Source organism: Variovorax sp. 679 (assembly GCF_003952185.1).
In the GTDB taxonomy this organism is placed as follows: domain Bacteria; phylum Pseudomonadota; class Gammaproteobacteria; order Burkholderiales; family Burkholderiaceae_C; genus Variovorax.
Genome location: NZ_RXFS01000004.1, coordinates 42,085 through 59,697 on the forward strand (window position 1 = coordinate 42,085; position 17,613 = coordinate 59,697).

16 protein-coding genes are annotated in these 17,613 nt (G+C 68.9%); 8 read left to right on the plus strand and 8 right to left on the minus strand.

The annotated features are described in order from the left end of the window. The first annotated feature begins 201 nt into the window (after positions 1-201). Genes EJO71_RS10655 through EJO71_RS10665 form a run of 3 tightly spaced genes read left to right on the plus strand, consistent with a single transcriptional unit; the run spans position 202 to position 4,889 of the window. Complete coding sequence (locus EJO71_RS10655) at positions 202-3,522, plus strand: ESPR-type extended signal peptide-containing protein (protein WP_125948692.1); 3,321 nt, start codon at positions 202-204, stop codon at positions 3,520-3,522. Positions 3,523-3,545: 23 nt separating this feature from the next. Further along, positions 3,546-4,442: an OmpA family protein gene (locus tag EJO71_RS10660; protein WP_125948693.1), complete on the plus strand. Its 897-nt coding sequence runs from the start codon at positions 3,546-3,548 to the stop codon at positions 4,440-4,442. Positions 4,443-4,484: 42 nt separating this feature from the next. Beyond that, complete coding sequence (locus EJO71_RS10665) at positions 4,485-4,889, plus strand: hypothetical protein (RefSeq protein WP_125948694.1); 405 nt, start codon at positions 4,485-4,487, stop codon at positions 4,887-4,889. On the opposite strand, the gene EJO71_RS10670 is transcribed toward EJO71_RS10665, so the two are convergent. The 3 genes from EJO71_RS10670 to lplT form a co-directional block, all read right to left on the minus strand. Continuing rightward, positions 4,878-5,369 carry a glutathione peroxidase gene (locus EJO71_RS10670; protein WP_125948695.1) on the minus strand — a complete coding sequence of 164 codons (492 nt, stop codon included), beginning with the start codon at positions 5,367-5,369 and terminating at the stop codon, positions 4,878-4,880. The genes EJO71_RS10665 and EJO71_RS10670 overlap by 12 nt on opposite strands. Before the next feature lie 10 nt (positions 5,370-5,379). Then, positions 5,380-6,273 (minus strand): DMT family transporter, encoded by an 894-nt coding sequence (locus EJO71_RS10675; protein ID WP_125948696.1) that lies wholly within the window; start codon positions 6,271-6,273, stop codon positions 5,380-5,382. A gap of 111 nt (positions 6,274-6,384) precedes the next feature. Further along, positions 6,385-7,689, minus strand: a complete 1,305-nt coding sequence (lplT, locus tag EJO71_RS10680; protein ID WP_125948697.1) for a lysophospholipid transporter LplT — start codon at positions 7,687-7,689, stop codon at positions 6,385-6,387. 182 nt (positions 7,690-7,871) lie between these two features. Here lplT and alr point away from each other — a divergent pair, with 182 nt between their 5' ends. Next, a complete protein-coding gene (gene alr / locus EJO71_RS10685) occupies positions 7,872-8,972 on the plus strand; it encodes an alanine racemase (RefSeq protein WP_125948698.1) in 1,101 nt (366 codons plus the stop codon). Between the two features lie 5 nt (positions 8,973-8,977). Further along, positions 8,978-9,730 (plus strand): hypothetical protein, encoded by a 753-nt coding sequence (locus tag EJO71_RS10690; RefSeq protein ID WP_125948699.1) that lies wholly within the window; start codon positions 8,978-8,980, stop codon positions 9,728-9,730. Here the strand turns inward: EJO71_RS10690 and EJO71_RS10695 are convergent. After that, a complete protein-coding gene (locus tag EJO71_RS10695) occupies positions 9,672-10,652 on the minus strand; it encodes a LysR family transcriptional regulator (protein WP_125948700.1) in 981 nt (326 codons plus the stop codon). The genes EJO71_RS10690 and EJO71_RS10695 overlap by 59 nt on opposite strands. A gap of 102 nt (positions 10,653-10,754) precedes the next feature. Here EJO71_RS10695 and EJO71_RS10700 point away from each other — a divergent pair, with 102 nt between their 5' ends. From EJO71_RS10700 to EJO71_RS10710, 3 genes are read left to right on the plus strand one after another with little or no spacing between them, the layout of a single operon-like run. Continuing rightward, positions 10,755-11,696, plus strand: a complete 942-nt coding sequence (locus tag EJO71_RS10700; RefSeq protein WP_125948701.1) for a DMT family transporter — start codon at positions 10,755-10,757, stop codon at positions 11,694-11,696. A gap of 34 nt (positions 11,697-11,730) precedes the next feature. After that, positions 11,731-12,432, plus strand: a complete 702-nt coding sequence (locus tag EJO71_RS10705; RefSeq protein ID WP_164546804.1) for an alpha/beta hydrolase — start codon at positions 11,731-11,733, stop codon at positions 12,430-12,432. Between the two features lie 37 nt (positions 12,433-12,469). Continuing rightward, a complete protein-coding gene (locus tag EJO71_RS10710) occupies positions 12,470-13,288 on the plus strand; it encodes a hypothetical protein (protein ID WP_125948703.1) in 819 nt (272 codons plus the stop codon). A gap of 13 nt (positions 13,289-13,301) precedes the next feature. Here the strand turns inward: EJO71_RS10710 and EJO71_RS10715 are convergent, their stop codons facing one another. The 4 genes from EJO71_RS10715 to EJO71_RS10730 are packed head-to-tail and all read right to left on the minus strand — an operon-like array spanning position 13,302 to position 17,603. Next, entirely contained in the window at positions 13,302-13,988 is a 687-nt protein-coding gene (locus EJO71_RS10715) for a phytanoyl-CoA dioxygenase family protein (RefSeq protein WP_125948704.1), read from the minus strand. A gap of 32 nt (positions 13,989-14,020) precedes the next feature. Next, a complete protein-coding gene (locus EJO71_RS10720) occupies positions 14,021-15,256 on the minus strand; it encodes an oligosaccharide flippase family protein (protein ID WP_125948705.1) in 1,236 nt (411 codons plus the stop codon). Positions 15,257-15,261: 5 nt separating this feature from the next. Beyond that, positions 15,262-16,536 carry a hypothetical protein gene (locus tag EJO71_RS10725; RefSeq protein ID WP_125948706.1) on the minus strand — a complete coding sequence of 425 codons (1,275 nt, stop codon included), beginning with the start codon at positions 16,534-16,536 and terminating at the stop codon, positions 15,262-15,264. Then, the gene (locus EJO71_RS10730; protein ID WP_125948707.1) at positions 16,533-17,603 is read right to left on the minus strand and encodes a glycosyltransferase; all 1,071 of its coding nucleotides are present in this window, start codon (positions 17,601-17,603) and stop codon (positions 16,533-16,535) included. The genes EJO71_RS10725 and EJO71_RS10730 overlap by 4 nt, the downstream gene beginning before the upstream one ends. Positions 17,604-17,613 lie beyond the last annotated feature (10 nt).

Here is a 17,613-nt window from a genome sequence, read left to right on the forward strand (position 1 = left end):
CGCGCGATGTAGTAAAGAAATTCACAAATCAGCCAAAAAGGTTTCCCGAATACTGACCAAACCTCACGGCAGCCCGACGCCCCGAAGACCCCCTCGACATCATCCGCCGCCTGCGCATCGCCGCCGCGTGGAAACCGCTCCCGCGCCGGCAGGCAACAAGTCCGTGAGGGTGGTTGGTTTGAAGTCTCGAGGGATCGCCGAATGAACAAGACATATCGCTCCATGTGGAGCGAACAGGCAGGCACGTGGGTGGCCGTTTCCGAAATCGCGAAGAGCGACGGCCGGGGCTCGCGCAGCGTGCGGGCCCTGGCGGCGGCGGGGCTGCTGGCGGCCGCCGCGGGCGCGGCGCATGCGCAGGTCCGGATCGACGACGGCACGGGCGGCTCGAACCCGACGCCCGCGCCCGGCGCGGTGCTGGAACTCGGCAGCACGCAGCGCGGCCTGCTCCTGTCGCGCGTGGCGCTGACCGACGCCGTCACCTGGAGCCTCGCGGGCAACACCCCGGTCGAAGGCATGGTGGTTTTCAACACGCAGGCCTCGAGCGGCGTCAACGGCCTCTCGACGGGGCTGGTCGCCTGGAAGGGCGGGCGCTGGGTCAGCGTGGACGAAACGCCGTACTTCCACGTCAACAGCAGCGTCGCCGGCAACTCCACGCAGGCCAACTCGGGCGCCATCGGCGTCGATGCGCTGGCGGCGGGCCCGAACGCGCAGGCCACGATGACCAGCGCGGTGGCGATCGGCGATACGGCGAGGGCCACGGAGGTCTACGCCACGGCGGTCGGCTCCACGTCCACGGCGGGCGCGGTCAGCAGCACGGCCATCGGCAACGTGGCGCAGGCCTTCGGCAAGAACTCGACCGCGATCGGCGCCAACACCACCGCGGTGGCCACCAGCAGCCTTGCCGCGGGCGACCGTGCCAGCGCCAGCGACATCAATTCCGTCGCGCTCGGCGCGAACACGCAGGCATTGAAGAAGAGCAGCCTGGCGGCAGGCGACAGGGCGATGGCCAACGGCATCAACGCGACGGCGCTGGGCGCGAATTCGCAGGCGCAGGCCGACAGCGCGCTGGCGCTCGGCGACGGCGCCCTGGCCGGCGGAACGAGCACGGTGGCGATCGGCCTGCGCGCTACCGCGAAGGGGATCTTCACCACCGCCATCGGCACCGACGCCGGCACGGGCTCGACCACCACCAACGGCGTCTTCATCGGCGACGGCTCGGGTTCCGGCTCGTCGGGAGACCACAACTCCTACATCGGTTCGGGCTCCGGCACCCAGGCTTCCGGCAGCAACAACAGCGCGTTCGGCGCGGTGGCGGGTTCCGTGGTCAAGGGCAACGGCAACACGGCCTTCGGCTTCGCGGCCGGCGAGTTCGTCACCGGCGATTCCAACATCGCGTTCGGCAACGTCGCGGCCTGGCAGGTGACCGGCAACCGGAACACGGCCATCGGAACCTACGCAGGGTTCGTCACCAAGGGCAGCGACAACTACGCCTCCGGCAGCTACGCCGGCATCGGTGTCAGCGGAAGCAACAACGTCGCGCTCGGAACGTCGGCGGGAACCGGGTATTCCGTCGATCCGGCCACGGGCGATTTTCTCGATCGCAACGGCAATGTCCTCTCGTCCGCGCCTTCGGCCGCGATCAACGACACGGTGGCCATCGGCAACAAGGCCATCACCGATGCGGACCGGACGGTCGCCGTGGGCAAAGGGGCGCTCGGCGGCGCGGCGGATGCCATCGCCATCGGCACGGGCGCGCAGGCCACGGGCGTCGGCAGCATCAGCATCGGCACGGGCAACGTGGTCAGCGGCGCCGGCAGCGGCGCCATCGGCGACCCGAGCACCGTCACCGGCAGCGGCAGCTACTCGGTGGGCAACAACAACACCGTCAGCGGCAACAACAGCTTCGTGCTGGGCAGCAACGTCACGGTGAGCAACGCCAACAACGTCGTGCTGGGCAACGACAGCGCCGACAAGGCGGCCGTGCAGGTGAGCAGCGCCACGGTCCCCTCGGTGATCGCCACGCTGAACCCGGACGGCACCGTCACCTACAGCGCCGGGCCGGCCGTCACCTACGGCAACTTCGCAGGCACCGCCACCGGCGTGGTGAGCGTCGGCGCGGCGGGCGCCGAGCGGCAGATCGTCAACGTGGCGCCCGGCGCCATCACCGCCACCAGCACGGATGCGGTGAACGGCAGCCAGCTGTACCAGGTGGCCAGCACCGTCAGCGCCCTGGGCGGCAGCATCACCACCATCGTCAACAACGCGCAGACGCACTACTACAGCGTCAACGACGGTGGAACCCAGCAGGCCAACTACAACAATGCAGGGGCCAGCGGAGCCAACAGCATCGCAGCCGGGCCCGGTGCCAGCGCCAGCGCGAACAACTCGGTGGCGGTGGGCGCGAACGCCAGCGCCACCACCAGCAACAGCGTGGCCCTGGGCAACGGCTCGACCACCGCCACGGCCACGCCGACGGCCAGCACCACGATCCAGGGGCAGACCTACAACTTCGCGGGCGCGAATCCCGTGGGCGTGGTCAGCGTGGGCAGCGCTGGCGCCGAGCGGCAGGTACAGAACGTGGCCGCCGGCCAGCTCAGCGCCACCAGCACCGACGCGGTCAACGGCAGCCAGCTGTACGCGACCAACCAGGCCATCAACAACATCCAGACCGGCGGGGGCATCAAGTACTTCCACGCGAACTCGCAGGCGGCGGATTCGCAGGCGGCTGGAGCGGAGAGCGTGGCGATCGGTCCGCAGGCCATCGCGCTGGGCGCGAGCGCTATCGCGACGGGCAACGGCGCGCAGGCGAACGCAGCGGGCAGCATTGCACTGGGCGCCAGTGCCATCGCCACCAGCAGCAACGGCGTGGCGCTGGGCAACGGCGCCACGGCGGACCGCGCGGGCATGAACGGGCAGAAGGAGCTGTTCTCGAACGTCTCGGTGCTGTCGACGCAGGGCGGGGTGTCGGTGGGCTCGGCGGGCAACGAGCGGCAGATCACCAACGTGGCCGGCGGCACGCAGGCCACCGACGCGGTGAACGTGCGCCAGCTCCAGGCCGTGCAGCAGAGCGCGGTGCGCTACGACACCAACGTGGACGGCAGCGTCAACTACAACAGCGTGACCATGGGCAACGGCAGCTCCACCGGCGCGGTGACGGTGCACAACGTGGCACCGGGCGTGGCGCCCACCGATGCGGTCAACGTGCAGCAGCTGAACCAGTCGAGCGCCGCGAACACGGCCTACACCGATGCGCGCGTCAACGCGCTCGGCAGCGACATCCGCGCCGTTGCGCGCAACGCCTATGCCGGCACCGCCGCCGCCATGGCGGTGCAGATGCCCGGCAGCTACGTGCCCGGCAAGACGGTGATGCGCGTCGGCTACGGCACCTTCAAGGGCGAGAGCGCGGTCGGCGTGAGCTTCCGCCGCACCGCGGAGAACAACGGCTGGAGCCTCACGGGCGGCGTGGGCGTGAGCCGTGCGGGCGCGGCGGCAACGGTCGGCGCCGAGTGGGTCTTCAATTGATCGGGACAGGGACGAGAGCAAGCATGAGCAACGACAACAACAACGGAAGAACGATGCACGCGGCCCCGCTGGCGGCTTTGCTCATCCTGGCCGCGACGATGCTGCAGGGCTGCGCCGGGCCCGACCCCGGCATCGCCATCGACAGGGATGCGCAGGCGCGCGCCGTCGCCGCAAAGCCGATGCCGCCGGGGCCCGGGGACTTTCCCGCGCCCGACAGCGCGAAGTGGAAGCAGGGCGCCTTCCCCGCTATGGGCACCTTCGATCGCATACGCCCCGGCATGGGCAAGGACCAGCTGCGCGAGCTGCTGGGCTGGCCACACTTCAGCGAGGGGCTGTGGGGCGTGCGCGAGTGGAACTACCTCTTCCACTTCCGCACGGGCAAGGGCGCCGACTATGTGACCTGCCAGTACATGGTGCGCTTCAACGGCGACGAGCTTTCCATCGGCAGCTGGTGGAAGAACCCCGACTGCGCCATGCTCGCGCAGCCGCCGGAGGCCACGCCGATTCCGGTCTCCCCGAAGCTCGCGCCGCCGCAGAAAGTCACGATGAATGCGGACGGCCTGTTCCGCTTCGACGGCGCATCGCTCACCGACCTGCTGCCCGAAGGCCGCGCGCGCGTCGAGCGCCTTGCCGCCGAGCTGCGCAACAACTTCAGGTCGCTGCACTACGTTGTCGTGACCGGCCACACCGACCGGCTGGGCGGCGACGCCTACAACGAGGCCCTGTCTCTGGAGCGCGCCAACACCGTGCGCGACCTGCTGGTGCAGCAGGGCATCGAGCGCAAGCTGATCCGCACGGCCGGCATGGGCAAGCGCCAACCGGTGGTCGGCGACTGCGTGGGCACGCACAGCTCGCCGGCCCTGCTGCGTTGCCTGCAGCCGAACCGGCGCGTCGAGATCGACATCGCCGGGGAGCAATGAGCCATGGACGCGTGGGTCCGACTGACATGCCGGGTCGCGCTGGTGGATTCCGATGCGCTGCAGCGCCTGTGCACCGGCAATTCGCTGTCCGTCGTCGGTGCCGGGTACGACTGGTTCGACGAGTTGTCCGGACTCGTCGAGGCGATGCGTGCGGGCCAGCAGTTCGATGCGGTGGTCCTGGGGCTGCACGCGAACGGCATGAAGGCGCTGCCGCTGCTGCTCGACGTGGCTGCCGAGGCGGATTGCCCGCTGCCGGTGCTCTACGTGGTGCACGACTCCGAGATGGCGCTCGCCCATCGCCTGCCTTCGCGTATGCGCGCACCGCCGTCGTTCCAGATGCTGGCCTCGCCGGTCGACGACGGGGCATTGCTCGCGTGGCTGAACGGCCTCGACCTGTGGGACCGCCGCGTCGAGGGCGCGGGGCGCCGGAAGGCGTCAGGCGGCTGAAGCCAGCGCCGCTTCCACGTCGCGCGCGAGCGAGGCCGGCGTGTCCAGCGGCGCGTAGCGCTTGAGCACCGAGCCGTCGCGCCCGATCAGGAATTTCGTGAAATTCCACTTGATGGCCGTGCTGCCCAGCAGGCCCGGCTTTTCCTTCGTGAGCCACTGGTAGAGCGGCGCGGCGTTGCTGCCGTTCACGTCGATCTTCTCCATCATCGGAAAGCTCACGCCGTAGTTCTTCGTGCAGAAGGCGCCGATCTCTTCGTTGGTGCCCGGGTCCTGCGAGCCGAACTGGTTCGACGGAAAGCCCAGCACCGTGAGCCCCTGGTCGGCGTACTTCTCGTGCAGCGCCTCCAGCCCCGCGAACTGCGGCGTGAAGCCGCACTTGCTGGCGGTGTTGACGATCAGCAGTACCTTGCCCTTGAAGGCGGAGAGCTTCACCGGCTTGCCGTCGATCAGGGTGGCTTCGAAGTCGTAGACGCTGGTCATGCGGTTTTCCTCAGGTGGGAGAAGAAGAGGCGCGATCATCGCGCCGCGCGGGCGTTCGCGCAAACGCCGCCCAGACCGCGCCCAGCACGATCAGCGCGCCGCCCATGAGGATGCGCGGGTCCATCTCGGCCGCGCCCAGCGCCACCGAAGACACGCTCGCGAACAGCACCTCCGACAGCATGATCACCGAGGTCGCGGAAGCCGTCAGCCGGGCCGCGCCGTACTGCAGGCACACGTTGGCGAAGACGAAGGCCGTGCCCAGCAGCGCGGCCCAGCCGAGCCAGCCCGGCGAGGCGCGCAGCGGCGAATCGAACGCGCCGAGCGCGGTGCCGATCAGCGCCGCGACGCCCGCCACGAAGGCGCAGCCGCAGAACATCGCCAGCGCGCGCGACTCGCCCGGTGCCTGCCGCAGGTGGCGCAGCGCGATGTTGGTGAGGGCAAAGCTGAAGCCCGCCGCCACGCCCAGCCAGTCGGGCAGGCTCGACGGCACCGGCCAGTCGGTGCCGGGCGCCTTCAGCACCACCGCCACGCCGGTCAGCGCGAGCGCCACGCGCGCCAGCGCGCCGCCGGTGGGCCGCTCGCCCAGCAGCAGCCAGCCCAGCAGCACGCTCCAAAGCGGCATCAGGTAGAACAGCAGCACCACGCGCACCACGTCGCCCTGCGTCACGGCCCAGTTGAACCCCACGTTGGTGAGGCCGGCCGCCAGGCCCAGCGCCGCCAGCATCGGAAAGGCCGCGAAGCCTTTCCACGCGTGCCGGCGCAGCAGGCCCATCGCGCAGGCGATGACCAGGTAGATCAGGCAGGTGGTCCACAGCGGATGCAGCCCATGGCCCGCGATCTGGCGGAACGGGAACCACGACACGCCCCAGACGAAGGCGTTCAGTAGCAGGGCGAGTGCTGGCATTGGGGCGCGAGTTCTTCAAGGGACACCGAGGAACCGGCTTTGCCGGGCCTCCGGTGTCGCCCCCGGTGAGGGGGTGGCGTAGCGACACGAAGTGCGCGCAGCCTGGGGGAGTTAGTGGTGCTTATCGCTGCGGGCAATGGCCAGCAGGTGCTCGACTTCTTCGGGATACTTTTTCAGGTTGTTCTCGTGCCAGCGCTTGATGATCCACATGCACCCGGCCACGACGAGGCCGAACGCGCTGATCGCACCGTAGGCCGAGAGTCCGAGGCCCGTGCACACGCTGTAGAAGCCGCCGAGCAGGAGGATGCAGGCCTGCTCGTTGAAGTTCTGCACCGCGATGGAGCGGCCCGCGCCCATCAGGTTGTGGCCGCGGTGCTGCAGCAGCGCGTTCATCGGCACCACCAGGAAGCCGCCCAGGCCGCCCAGCAGGATCAGGAACGGCACCGCCAGCCACACGTTGCCGATGAAGTTCATGCAGATCACCATCAGGCCCATCGCGATGCCCATGGGGATCACGCGCGTGGCCATGTCCAGCCGCATGCGCATCGAGGCGACGATCGCGCCCACGGCGGTGCCGATGGTCACCACGCCCGTCAGCGCCGAGGCCTGCGTGGTGTTGTAGCCCAGCGCCAGCGAGGCCCAGGCCAGCACGATGTACTTGAGGTTGCCGCCCGCGCCCCAGAACAGCGTGGTGGTGGCCAGCGAGATCTGGCCGAGGCGGTCGCGCCACAGGCGGGCGTTGCAGTGCCAGAAGTCGGGCAGCAGCGCGGCGATGTTGCGCGCCAGGCCTTGCTCGGGGTTGGAGCGCAGCGGGCGCATCTCGACGCCGGTGTGCGGAATGCGCGTGTTGAACCAGGCCGCCAGGATGTAGACGAAGATCAGCACCGAGAGCGCGGCCTCGGCCGGCGTGTTGATGCCGGTGTCGATGAACGGGAGGTCGATGGCCAGCAGCTTGCTGGAAATGGAATGTCCCACCAGCGTGCCGCCGAGCACGATGCCCAGCAGGATCGACGCGATGGTCAGCCCCTCGATCCAGCCGTTGGCCTTGACCAGCTGGGAGGCCGGCAGCAGCTCGGTCAGGATGCCGTACTTGGCCGGCGAGTACGCCGCGGCGCCCAACCCCACGATCGAGTAGGACAGCAGCGGGTGCGAGCCGAACAGCATCATCACGCAGCCCAGCACCTTGATGGCATTGCTGATGAACATCACCTTGCCCTTGGGCAGGGCGTCGGCGAAGGCGCCCACCAGCGGAGCGAGCACCACGTAGAAGACCGCGAAGATGGGCACCAGTGCGGCGCGCTGCCACTCTGGCGCGCCGGAACTTCGCATGAGGTCGACGGCAACAACGAAGAGCGCTTGGTCGGCCAGCGACGAAAAGAACTGGGCCGACATGATCGTGTAGAAACCGCGCTTCATCGATGGGCTGGCTGGCCAGAGGGTCTGCTGGCGGTAGTGAAAAAGTGTCGCCTCGAAGGCGAATGGGCGGTTATAGCACGGGGGTGCGACAGCGAATCCGGCATCCCCACCGTGTTCGACCCCATTCCCGAAGATGCTAAAACGTGGTCTGCATTGTCCCCGAGCCTTCTCCGGAAACCCCCATGCCGCGCCCCATCCTCGCCACCGTCCACACCGAAGCCCTGCGCCACAACCTCGAGCGGGCGCGCCGATCGGCCCTCGAAGCCCGTGTCTGGGCCGTCGTGAAGGCCAATGCCTATGGCCATGGCATCGAGCGGGTTTATGAGGGGCTGCGCGGCGCCGACGGCTTCGCGCTGCTCGACCTGGCCGAGGCCGAGCGCGTGCGCGCCCTCGGCTGGCGCGGTCCGGTGCTGCTGCTGGAGGGCGTGTTCGACGCCCGCGACCTGGAGCTGTGCTCGCGCCTCGATCTCTGGCACACCGTGCACTGCGACGAGCAGATCGACATGCTCGCCGCCCACAAGACCCTGAAGCCGCAGCGCGTGTTCCTCAAGATGAACTCGGGCATGAACCGCCTGGGCTTCACGCCGGAGCGCTTCGGCTCCGCCTGGACCCGCCTCAACGCGCTCACGCAGGTCGACGAGATCTCGCTCATGACCCACTTCAGCGACGCCGACGGCGAACGCGGCATCGCCCACCAGCTGGAGGCCTTCGAGCGCGTCACCCGCGACCTGCCGGGCGAGCGCTCCATCGCCAACAGCGCCGCCACCCTGCGCCATGCCGGGCAGACGCGCGGCGACTGGGTGCGCCCCGGCATCCTGCTGTACGGCAGCGCCCCCGACTTTCCCGAGCACGATTCGGCGCACTGGCAGCTGCAGCCGACCATGACGCTGTCGACCCAGCTCATCTCGGTGCAGACGCTGAAGGCCGGCGACACCATCGGCTACGGCTCCAACTTCACGGCCGAGGGCCCGCTCACCATCGGCGTGGCGGCGGTCGGCTATGCCGACGGCTATCCACGCCACTGCACCACCGGCACGCCGGTGCTGGTGAACGGCGTGCGCACCCGCATGGTCGGGCGCGTGAGCATGGACATGATCACCGTCGACCTCACCGGCGTGCCCGACGCGAAGTTCGGCAGCGAGGTCACGCTGTGGGGCCGGTCGGCGAAGACCGGCGCCGTGCTCCCCATCGACGAGGTCGCGAGGGCCGCGGGCACCGTCGGCTACGAACTCATGTGCGCCGTGGCGCCGCGCGTGCCGTTCGCGGACATGACGGCCGCCTGAGGCCGATGAAGATCCTTTCCGACTGGCGCTCCGTGCGCCTGTGGGAAACGCAGGTCGAACACGACCTGCACCGCAGGTACAGCCTGCGCACGCACGGCATCCTGATCGGCAGCTTCACGCTGCTGCTGATGTGGGGCGTGTCGGCGCTGCAGATGCACCTGCTGCACGTCGACTCGCTGGCGGTGCGCTATCTGCTCACGCTGGGCGTGGGGTACGTCGGCTATCTGCTGGTGCTGCGCTGGTGGGCGAAGCGGCTGGTGGAAGAGCGCGAGCTCGACATCGACGTCGATGCGCCCGACATGGACTTCGGCGGCGGACGCGGCGGCGGCTCGCACGGCCACACGAGCGTGGGTGATGCGCACGGCGGTGGCGAAGGCAGTGGCCTCTCGGACATCGCCAGCGGCGCGCTCGACGTCGCCGGCGGCGCGGACGAGGGCGCGATCGTCGTCGTGCCGGTGATCGCCATCTTCCTGATCTGCGTGGCCATCCTGTTCGGCGCAGGCTCGCTGGTGCTGCTGTATTTCAGCTGGGACGCATTGCTGGCCGTGGCCATCGAGATCGCCTTCTCGTACGTGTCGGCCCGTGCCGCGGTGCGCGTGGCGCGCGAGGGCTGGCTCATGGCGGCCGTGCGGCTCACCTGGAAGCCGCTGCTGGGCGCGGTGATCTGCGCGGTGGCGCTGGGCGCGCTGCTCGATCACTTCATGCCGCAGGTCGACTCCTTGCCCGAGGCGGTGCGCGTCCTGATGAAGAAGCACTGAGCCCGAGCGTGCCGAGCAGGTGATCGACCAGCGCCCTGCACTTGGGCGCCATGAAGCGGTTGGGCGGGTACAGGATGTAGGCGTGCCCCTGGTAGTTGCCGCGGTACTCCCAGCCGGGCAGCACGCGGACCACGCTGCCCGCGTCCAGCGCTTCCTGCGCGACGAAGGCCGGCACCACGGCCACGCCGAGGTCCGCGAGCGCGCCTTCGAGGCGCACCTCGCTGTGGTTCGAGACATAGCGGCCGCGCACGATGACTTCCGTCTCCTCTTTTTCTCCTTCTTCTTCTTTCTTCCTGAACCGCCAGTGGTTGTCGCGCTCGTGCTCGCCCAATGAAAGGCAGCTGTGCGCCGCGAGGTCGCCCGGGTGCGCGATGGCGGCGTGCTCCGCCAGATAGCGCGGCGAGGCGCAGAGGATGTGCGCCGCCGGCATCAGCTGCCGCGCCACCAGCCCCTCGGGCGGCTTCGTCGTCAGCCGCACCACCAGGTCGACGCCTTCGCGGATCGGGTCGACGTCGCGGTCGGCCACGATGAGCTGCACATCCACCTCGGGATAGAGCCGCAAGAATTCGAGGATGTGCGGATGCAGCACGCGCCGCGCAAAAGCCTTGGGCGCGCTGATGCGCACCAGCCCGCTCGGCCCGGCGGCGAACTGCTGCCCGATCTCCATCGCGCCCTGCGCCGCCAGCACCAGTTCGCGGCAGCGCGCGAAGGCTTCCGTGCCGGGTTCGGTCAGCCGCAGCTGGCGCGTCGTGCGCTGCAGCAGCTGCACGCCGATTTCCTTTTCGAGCCGCTTCACCTGCCGGCTCGCCGCTGACGGCGTCATGCCCAGCAGATCGGCTGCTGCCGAGAAACTGCCCAGTTCGGCGACCCGCACGAAGGTCACCATCTCGGGCAGCACCTTGAGAAATGAATTCGTTCCCACGACGCAATAGTCCTGTTCCGGCCGATGGCTGTGCGGCCCGGTTGATGCCCTGAACAATTCCCTCTTTCTCTCCTGATTGTTCGAGGACGGCGGGCCGACAGTATGGATTCAAAGAAGCGGGTGGGCATCGGGGCGGGCATCGGCCCGGCCGAAATCATGCTGCTGCTGGTGGCCGCCGTGTGGGGCGGCAGCTATGCGGTGGCCAAGCAGGCGACGCAGCAGCTGCCCGTGCTGGAGTTCATCGCGCTGCGCTTCGGCTTCACCTTCGTCGTGCTGCTGCCTGCGCTGAGGCCGTTGTTCAGCGCGCAGTGGCGCCAGGGCCTCGCGGTCGGCGGCCTGCTCGGTGCGAACCTGCTGGCGATCTTCGTGTGCGAGACCTTCGGCGTGTCGCTGACCACGGCCAGCAATGCCGCCTTCCTCATCAGCCTGTGCGTCGCGCTCACGCCTTTCGTCGAATGGTGGCTGCTGGGCCGGCGGCCGCAGCGGCGCATGTTCTGGGCGGCCGGCCTGTCGGCGCTGGGAGCCGCGATGCTGTCGGCCACCTCGCCCGCGGACCTGTCGATGGGCTGGGGCGACGCGCTCATGGTGATCGCCGCCTTCCTGCGTGCCGTGATGGTCTGCCTGACGAGGCGGCTCGCCGGGCACCACGCGCTGCCGGCGCTGACGCTCACGGCCGTGCAATCGGGCGTGATGGCCCTCGGCGCGGCGGCGATCGCGCTCGTCGCCTCGCCGGCCGGCGGCGCGTGGCACATGCCGCCCGCCACCGCGTCGTTCTGGTGGGGCATGGCGTACCTCGTGCTGCTGTGCACCGTCTTCGCGTTCTTTGCGCAGAACCACGCGGCCTCGCGTTCGAGCCCGAGCAGGGTGTCGCTGCTGATGGGGAGCGAGCCGGTGTTCGGCGCGCTGATCGCGGCCTACGGCTTCGGCGAGCGCATCGGGCCGTGGGGGTGGGCAGGGGGCTTGCTGATCGTCTGTGCGGCGTGGTGGGTGACGATGCCGGCCAGGGAGAGCCCGGGCCGCAGGGCCGTCGGCGATACCGCCTGAGGCTGTACGCATCGGCCGTGTCATGCTCGCGCCGATGAACGAAGACTTCTCCGTGATCTCGGGTACGCAGACGCTGCGCGGCACGATCACGAACAACCTGCCAGGCGATGTGCCTCGTGTGCTGGCACTGCACGGTGGCGGCCAGTCCTCGCGGCGCGGTATCCAGTACCTTCTCGACGGCATTGCGAACGGCGGCGTGGCCAGCGCATCCTTCGATTTCTCCGGCCATGGAGAAAGCTCCGGGCAGGTCGAAGGCTCCAGCCTGAACGAACGCATGGCGCAGGCGATGGCCGTGGCCGGCCGCGTGGCGCCGGGGCGTGCGCTTTCGCTGATCGGCACCAGCATGGGCGGCCACATCGCGTGCTCGCTGATCGAGCGGCTGCAGCCGCCCGCGCTGGTGCTCTTCTGCCCGGCGGCCTATGTGGCCCAGGCGCAGGACGCGCCTTTCGGGCCGCGCTTCCAGCACATCCTGCGCTCGACCGTGGACTACGCGAGTTCGCCCGCGTTCGATGCGATCGAAGGCTACGAAGGCCGCCTGCTGCTGGTGTACGGAACGGCGGACGCGGTGATCCCCGCGCAGGTCCTCGACCAGTACGAGCGCAGGGCCCGCAAGGCGAAGTCCGTCGAGGTCGTGCGGCTCGACGGCGCGGGGCACAAGCTGCACGACTGGCTCCAGTCGCATCCGCGCGACCATGAGCGGGTGCTCGATGCCGTGCTGCGAACGCTGACCCCCTGAGCCGGAGACAATCCGCGCCGGGAGGAATCACGTTCACATGAACTCGAACAAGCAAGGACGACGCGTCGCCCGGCGCGCATGCGTTATCGCGCTGGCGCTCGCCGGCCTCTCGGCGCACGCCGAACCCGACGCGCCGGCACCGGCGCCACAACAACAACAACCTGCGCAAGCCGCCGCCGAGGCGCCCGCGGCACCTGTCGCAGCCGCGCCGCCGGCGGCACAGCAGACCCGCCTGCGCTTCAACCGGGGCTTCTACAAGCCCGGCATCGAACAGCTTCGCGTGGTTCGCCGGGAGGACACGATGGGCAACGTCGCGGGGCAGATTGCCCTGAGCGTCGCGCTGTCGGTCATCGGGGGCGGCGTGAGCATCGGCGCGCAGGGGTTCTCGAAGGACGATCTCGGCGGCACCACGCTCGAGGCGCTCAAAGGCGATCCGCTGGGTGTCAACCCCGCCATCAGCGAGCTGAACGACGCGCTCGGCAAGGTCGCCACCGACATCTACCGCAAGCGTGCCGAGGCCGCGTACGCGACGGCGCTGACGGACGGTTCCACGCCCGAGGAGATCGAGGAGGCGCGCAAGGTGCAGGCGGAGGCCGATACGCCCCTGCATCCGGGGCCCTGGCACCTGGTCTACGAGAACCTGACGGGGTCGGACGAGCTGTTTCGCCTGAAGTTCGGCGCCGAGCTGGGCCGCGCGGGCTTCATGCGCCCTCCGGCCGCGTGCCTGTACCAGTCGGAGCCGGTCGCATGGAGCCAGTGGCAGGCCGACAACTGGCAGCGGCTGCGCGAGGAGCGGGCGAAAGCTGTCGCCAGCTGCACCGAGACGCTGGCCGCAACACCCGAGAAGCGCTGGTAAGGGTGCCCGTCGGCTAAGCGGCGCGGAACGTCCCCGCAGCCGGATGGTGGTTCAGCTGCTTCAGCCTGAGCTCGTCATCGGCATAGAGGATGGCGAAGGCCCTGTGCTTCTCGTCCAGGTTCAAGCCGGAGCCGGCATGGTGCAAGGCCCGGCAGTTGAAGGCCACCACGTCGCCCGGGTCCATCTCGTAACCCACGATGTCGAAGGCACCGCGGTTGGCCTCGATGTCGGGAAGCTGGGGCTCGTCGTCGTCCGGCGGCGCGGGCTTGCTGCTGCCGCCTCGCCTGTATCCGGTCTTCCAGAGGTGCGAGCCGCGCACCACCTCGATCGCGCTCTCGCGCGGCATGTGGTCCACAGGCATCCACACGCGCACGACGCGATGGCTGTCCGCGAGTCCGCAGGAGGTGTCCTGGTGCCAGGGCGTGCCGGCCGCCACCGCGCTTTTGTCCTTGTCGAAGAGCTGGTTGCAGATCCAGCGCGGCCGCCGCGTGACGGTCAGCTGCCCGGCAATTTCGCCGGCGCCCGATTCGGACACGACGTGCTGCAGCAGCGTGCCGTTGCGCTGCTGCTCGACGCCGTCCAGCGCCCGACGTATCCACTCGGGCGAGATGATCCTGCGCAGGCACACGACGCCGTCCCTCAGGAAGCGGAGGCGCTCGTCGAAGCTCACGCTGCGAAGCAGTGGTTGGCTGATGCTCATCGGGATTTCCTCCGGAACCGGCGCACCCGGCTTCAGGCGCGTTGCTCCCCGTTCGCCCGCATCAGGAAGAACAGCCAGGCGATCATCAGCGAGGCCATGCAGGCGAAGCCCCACGTCATGGCGTGGACGGTCTGGATGTAGGAGACGGGCGTCCCGGCCGCGAGCATCGCGATGGCGAACACCACCGCGCCGACGACCGAGCACAGCAGAAGGGCGCCCGGCCGCGATGCCGCCCTGAAGCCGGTGCGCAGGCACATCGTCAGGCCGAAGATCGCAGGCGCGTAGAAGAAGGGCGAGAAGTCCATCCCCTTGTAGTTCGCGCCGAAGGCCAGCACCACGAGGCGCGGCCCCAGCAGGCCCAGCACCACGCCCACGGCCTGCGCGACCAGGAACCCGAGCAGCACGAAGCCGGCGAAGTCGCGGAAGGACTTCTTCCTTTGCGCCTCCTGTGCCGACTTCCAGTTCGCCGCCAGTTGCGGCAACAGGTAGTAGCCCAGCGCCGACAGCACGTACTGCATCGGCAGCAGGAAGGTGATGTAGATCTTGAGCAGCCCGCCCTGCTCGGCGTCGGCCGAGGAGCCCAGCAGCAGGATGGCGCCGCCCGTCATGATCCAGCTCATGAACTGCGAGAGGCTGGCCTTCCAGCCGTAGCCCATCGATTCCCTGACCGTCAGCCCCTGCGCATCCCTTGCCGCCGGCAGCGGGAGCACCGTGTTTTTCACATTGCCCAGCACAAGGAAGAGAAACGGGATCTGCAGAACGGAAACCAGCAGCAGCGCCTCCTTCCAGCTCGCCGGCCTTTCGGCGCCCAGCACGACGACATAGCCCGCCGCGATCAGCACGCCCGAGATGCAGAGCACGCCGTAGCGCCGCCCCGCGAGCAGCAGGGTGCGCGAGATCCAGAAGATCTCGTAGCCCACGATGAGGGCCGCGCCCACCCATTGCACCTGCCCCGGAAAGGCCGCGACCTGCCAGGCCAGGTAGCCCAGAAGGGAGAACAGGACCACCAGCGTCCAAGCCAGCCACGCGGCGGACCGGTCCGTGTAGTAGCGCCTGATGAGCAGGGGCTCGTGCACCATCGCCATGTGCAGGATGTACTGGAAGCTGACCACCGCCAGGAAGGCGGAGGCCAGGCCGAAGTCGGAGGGCGAGAGCACGCGGGCCAGCGCGAAGCTCAGCAGCAGCTGGCTGGCGCTGTAGATGCACTGGTCGGCAACGGCGTAGATCGGACCGCCGAGGCGTTTCCCGAGACCTGAAAGGCGCGTCATTCCGGCTAGTCCGATATCGAAAGCAGAACAGGACTGGAGCTCGCCCCGACGGTGAACCCGTCTCCCGAGCGGCTGCCGCAACTGCCTTCGCGCATCCGGGGAAAGAAGTCGACGCGCGTGCACTTCTTCGCACCGTTCGCAGGGACCGACACGGTCTTCTCGCCGCCCTGCGTCCACACCACGTGCAGCAACGACTGGCCGCGGCGCAGCACCAGCCGGCTCGCGCCGCCGGCATCCTGGTACGACACCTTCTGCGAGTGCCGCGCGATCTTGAGGAATTCGGTGAGCGCCGAGTAGGCCTCCTTCTTCTCGCCGGTCTTCGACTTGAGGCCGAAGTTGTCTTCCTTCGAGAAGTAGGAGTCGCCCCGGTCGCGCCACGAATAGAGGTTCAGCAGCCTGATGCCCGCGGCGGCGTTGATCAGGTACTCCCGGAAGATCAGCGAAGCCTGCGCACCCTGGTTGCGCACTGGCATGTACGAGGCGTAGCCCCACTCCGAGGCGACGATGCCGGTCTTGTTCAGCTGGCGCCGGTCGAGCTGCACGCGCAGCTTCTCGTAGTCGGCCAGCGCCGTCTCGGGCACCGATCGGTAGGGGTGGATCGAGATGTCCGTCAGGCAGTCGCTCCTGGCGGCCGAGACGAAGGCGTCTTCCAGTTCGGGAGGAACCTTGCCGTTGCTGCCGCCGACGAAGGGCAGCTTCGCGAAGCCGAAGCCGACGATGATGTCCGGCCTGATCTGCCGCTGCGCCAGCCTGCTGCAAAGCGCCGACGAGGCCGCACCGAACTCCGGCACCAGGTCGGGCCGCAGGAAGGTCTTGTGGTCCGGCTCGTTCCAGATTTCCCAGACGGCGACGTCGGCCGAATGCGCCTTGATGAAGTCGCTCGCGAAGTCGGCGAACAGGCTTTCCCTGCTGCCCCCATCGCGCAGGTCGCCCGGCTCATGGCCCCAGATCTCCTTGCCGCCGAACAGCGTCACGATGGCGTCCAGCCTGGCCTTGCGAACGCGCTGGATGAGCTTCGGATAGTCGATCAGGGTGGGGTTGACGCTCTTCAGCGGAGGCCGCACGCCAAACCGCACGAGCTCGAAACCCGACGCGCGGATCTCGCGCAGGTCGTCGTCGGTGATGGTCGCCGGGTCGATCTGCACGCTCAGCGCGACCGGGTACTCCGTGTTCAGGGTGCCGATGCCCCGCGCGCCGGCCGGGCCGGCCGATGCGGCTGCCAGGAGCAGGGCGCCCAGCCAGCCCGCGAGCCTGCGGGCGAGGGGATGGGAGGTCTTCATGGCAGCACCGACTCCTTGTACAGGTCGACGATGGCCGTGTTCATGCGCTGCGAGGTGAACTTCTCCTCGAAGATCCTTCGCCCCGTCTGGCCCATCTGCCGCAGGGTGTGCTCGGGCATGCGGTCGATCTCGCGCAGCATCTGGTCGATGTGGTCCAGCTCGAAGAGCCGGCCGCTGCGGTCGTTCTCGACGATGTCGACCAGGCCGCCCACGGCGGATGCGAACACGGCCTTGCTCCTGGCCATCGCCTCGACCGCGACAAGCCCGAAGCCTTCCCAGCGCGACGGAACGATGATGGCGTCGCAGGACTGGTAGACCGCGTCGAGCGCGTCCTTCTCGAGCCAGCCCTTGAACTCGACGCGCTCGGGTTGCGCGAGCTGGAGGTCCTTGCGCACCGCGTCGCCGACCACGATCAGCCTGAAGTCGGGCCGCACCCTGGCGTAGGCATCGAGCAGCAGGTCGATGCCCTTCTGCCGGTCGAGCCGGCCGACGAAGAGGATCGTGCGCGGTGCCGCTTCGCCGTCGCGAAGCGGCAGGCGGGCCGGCGCGGGGCTCACGGAATCGATCCCGTTGGGAATGCAGGTGCACCGCCGGATGCCCGATTTCGACGCGATCCGCACCTCGTGGCGGCTGATGCAGATGATGGCGTCGCTGCGCGAGGACAGCAGCCGCTCGATCCAGCGGTAGGCCGACTTCTTGTAGCGCGACGCGGCCTGGTCGAAGGCCCAGCCGTGGGAGCAATAGACGATCTTCACCTCGCTCGGTATCTGGCCGAGCAGGGCCATCGAGCGCACGATGCCGCCCGCGATCGAGCTGTGCAGGTGCAGCACCGAGGGCCGCTCCGTCTCGATGATCTTCTTCACTCGCGCGGCATAGCCCACCAGCGACAGCGGGCTGCGCGCGGTGGGCACCACGTGGGCGCTCTCGGGGTTCAGCCAGTCGACGTTGCCGGGCAGGATGAACTTCACCTGGCTGATTTCCGGCGAGTTGCGCTGGAAGTTCGAAACGATCCGGAGATAGGTCTCCAGTCCGCCCTTGAGCGTTTCCGCGACGTGCAGGACTTTCATGGGATTCACT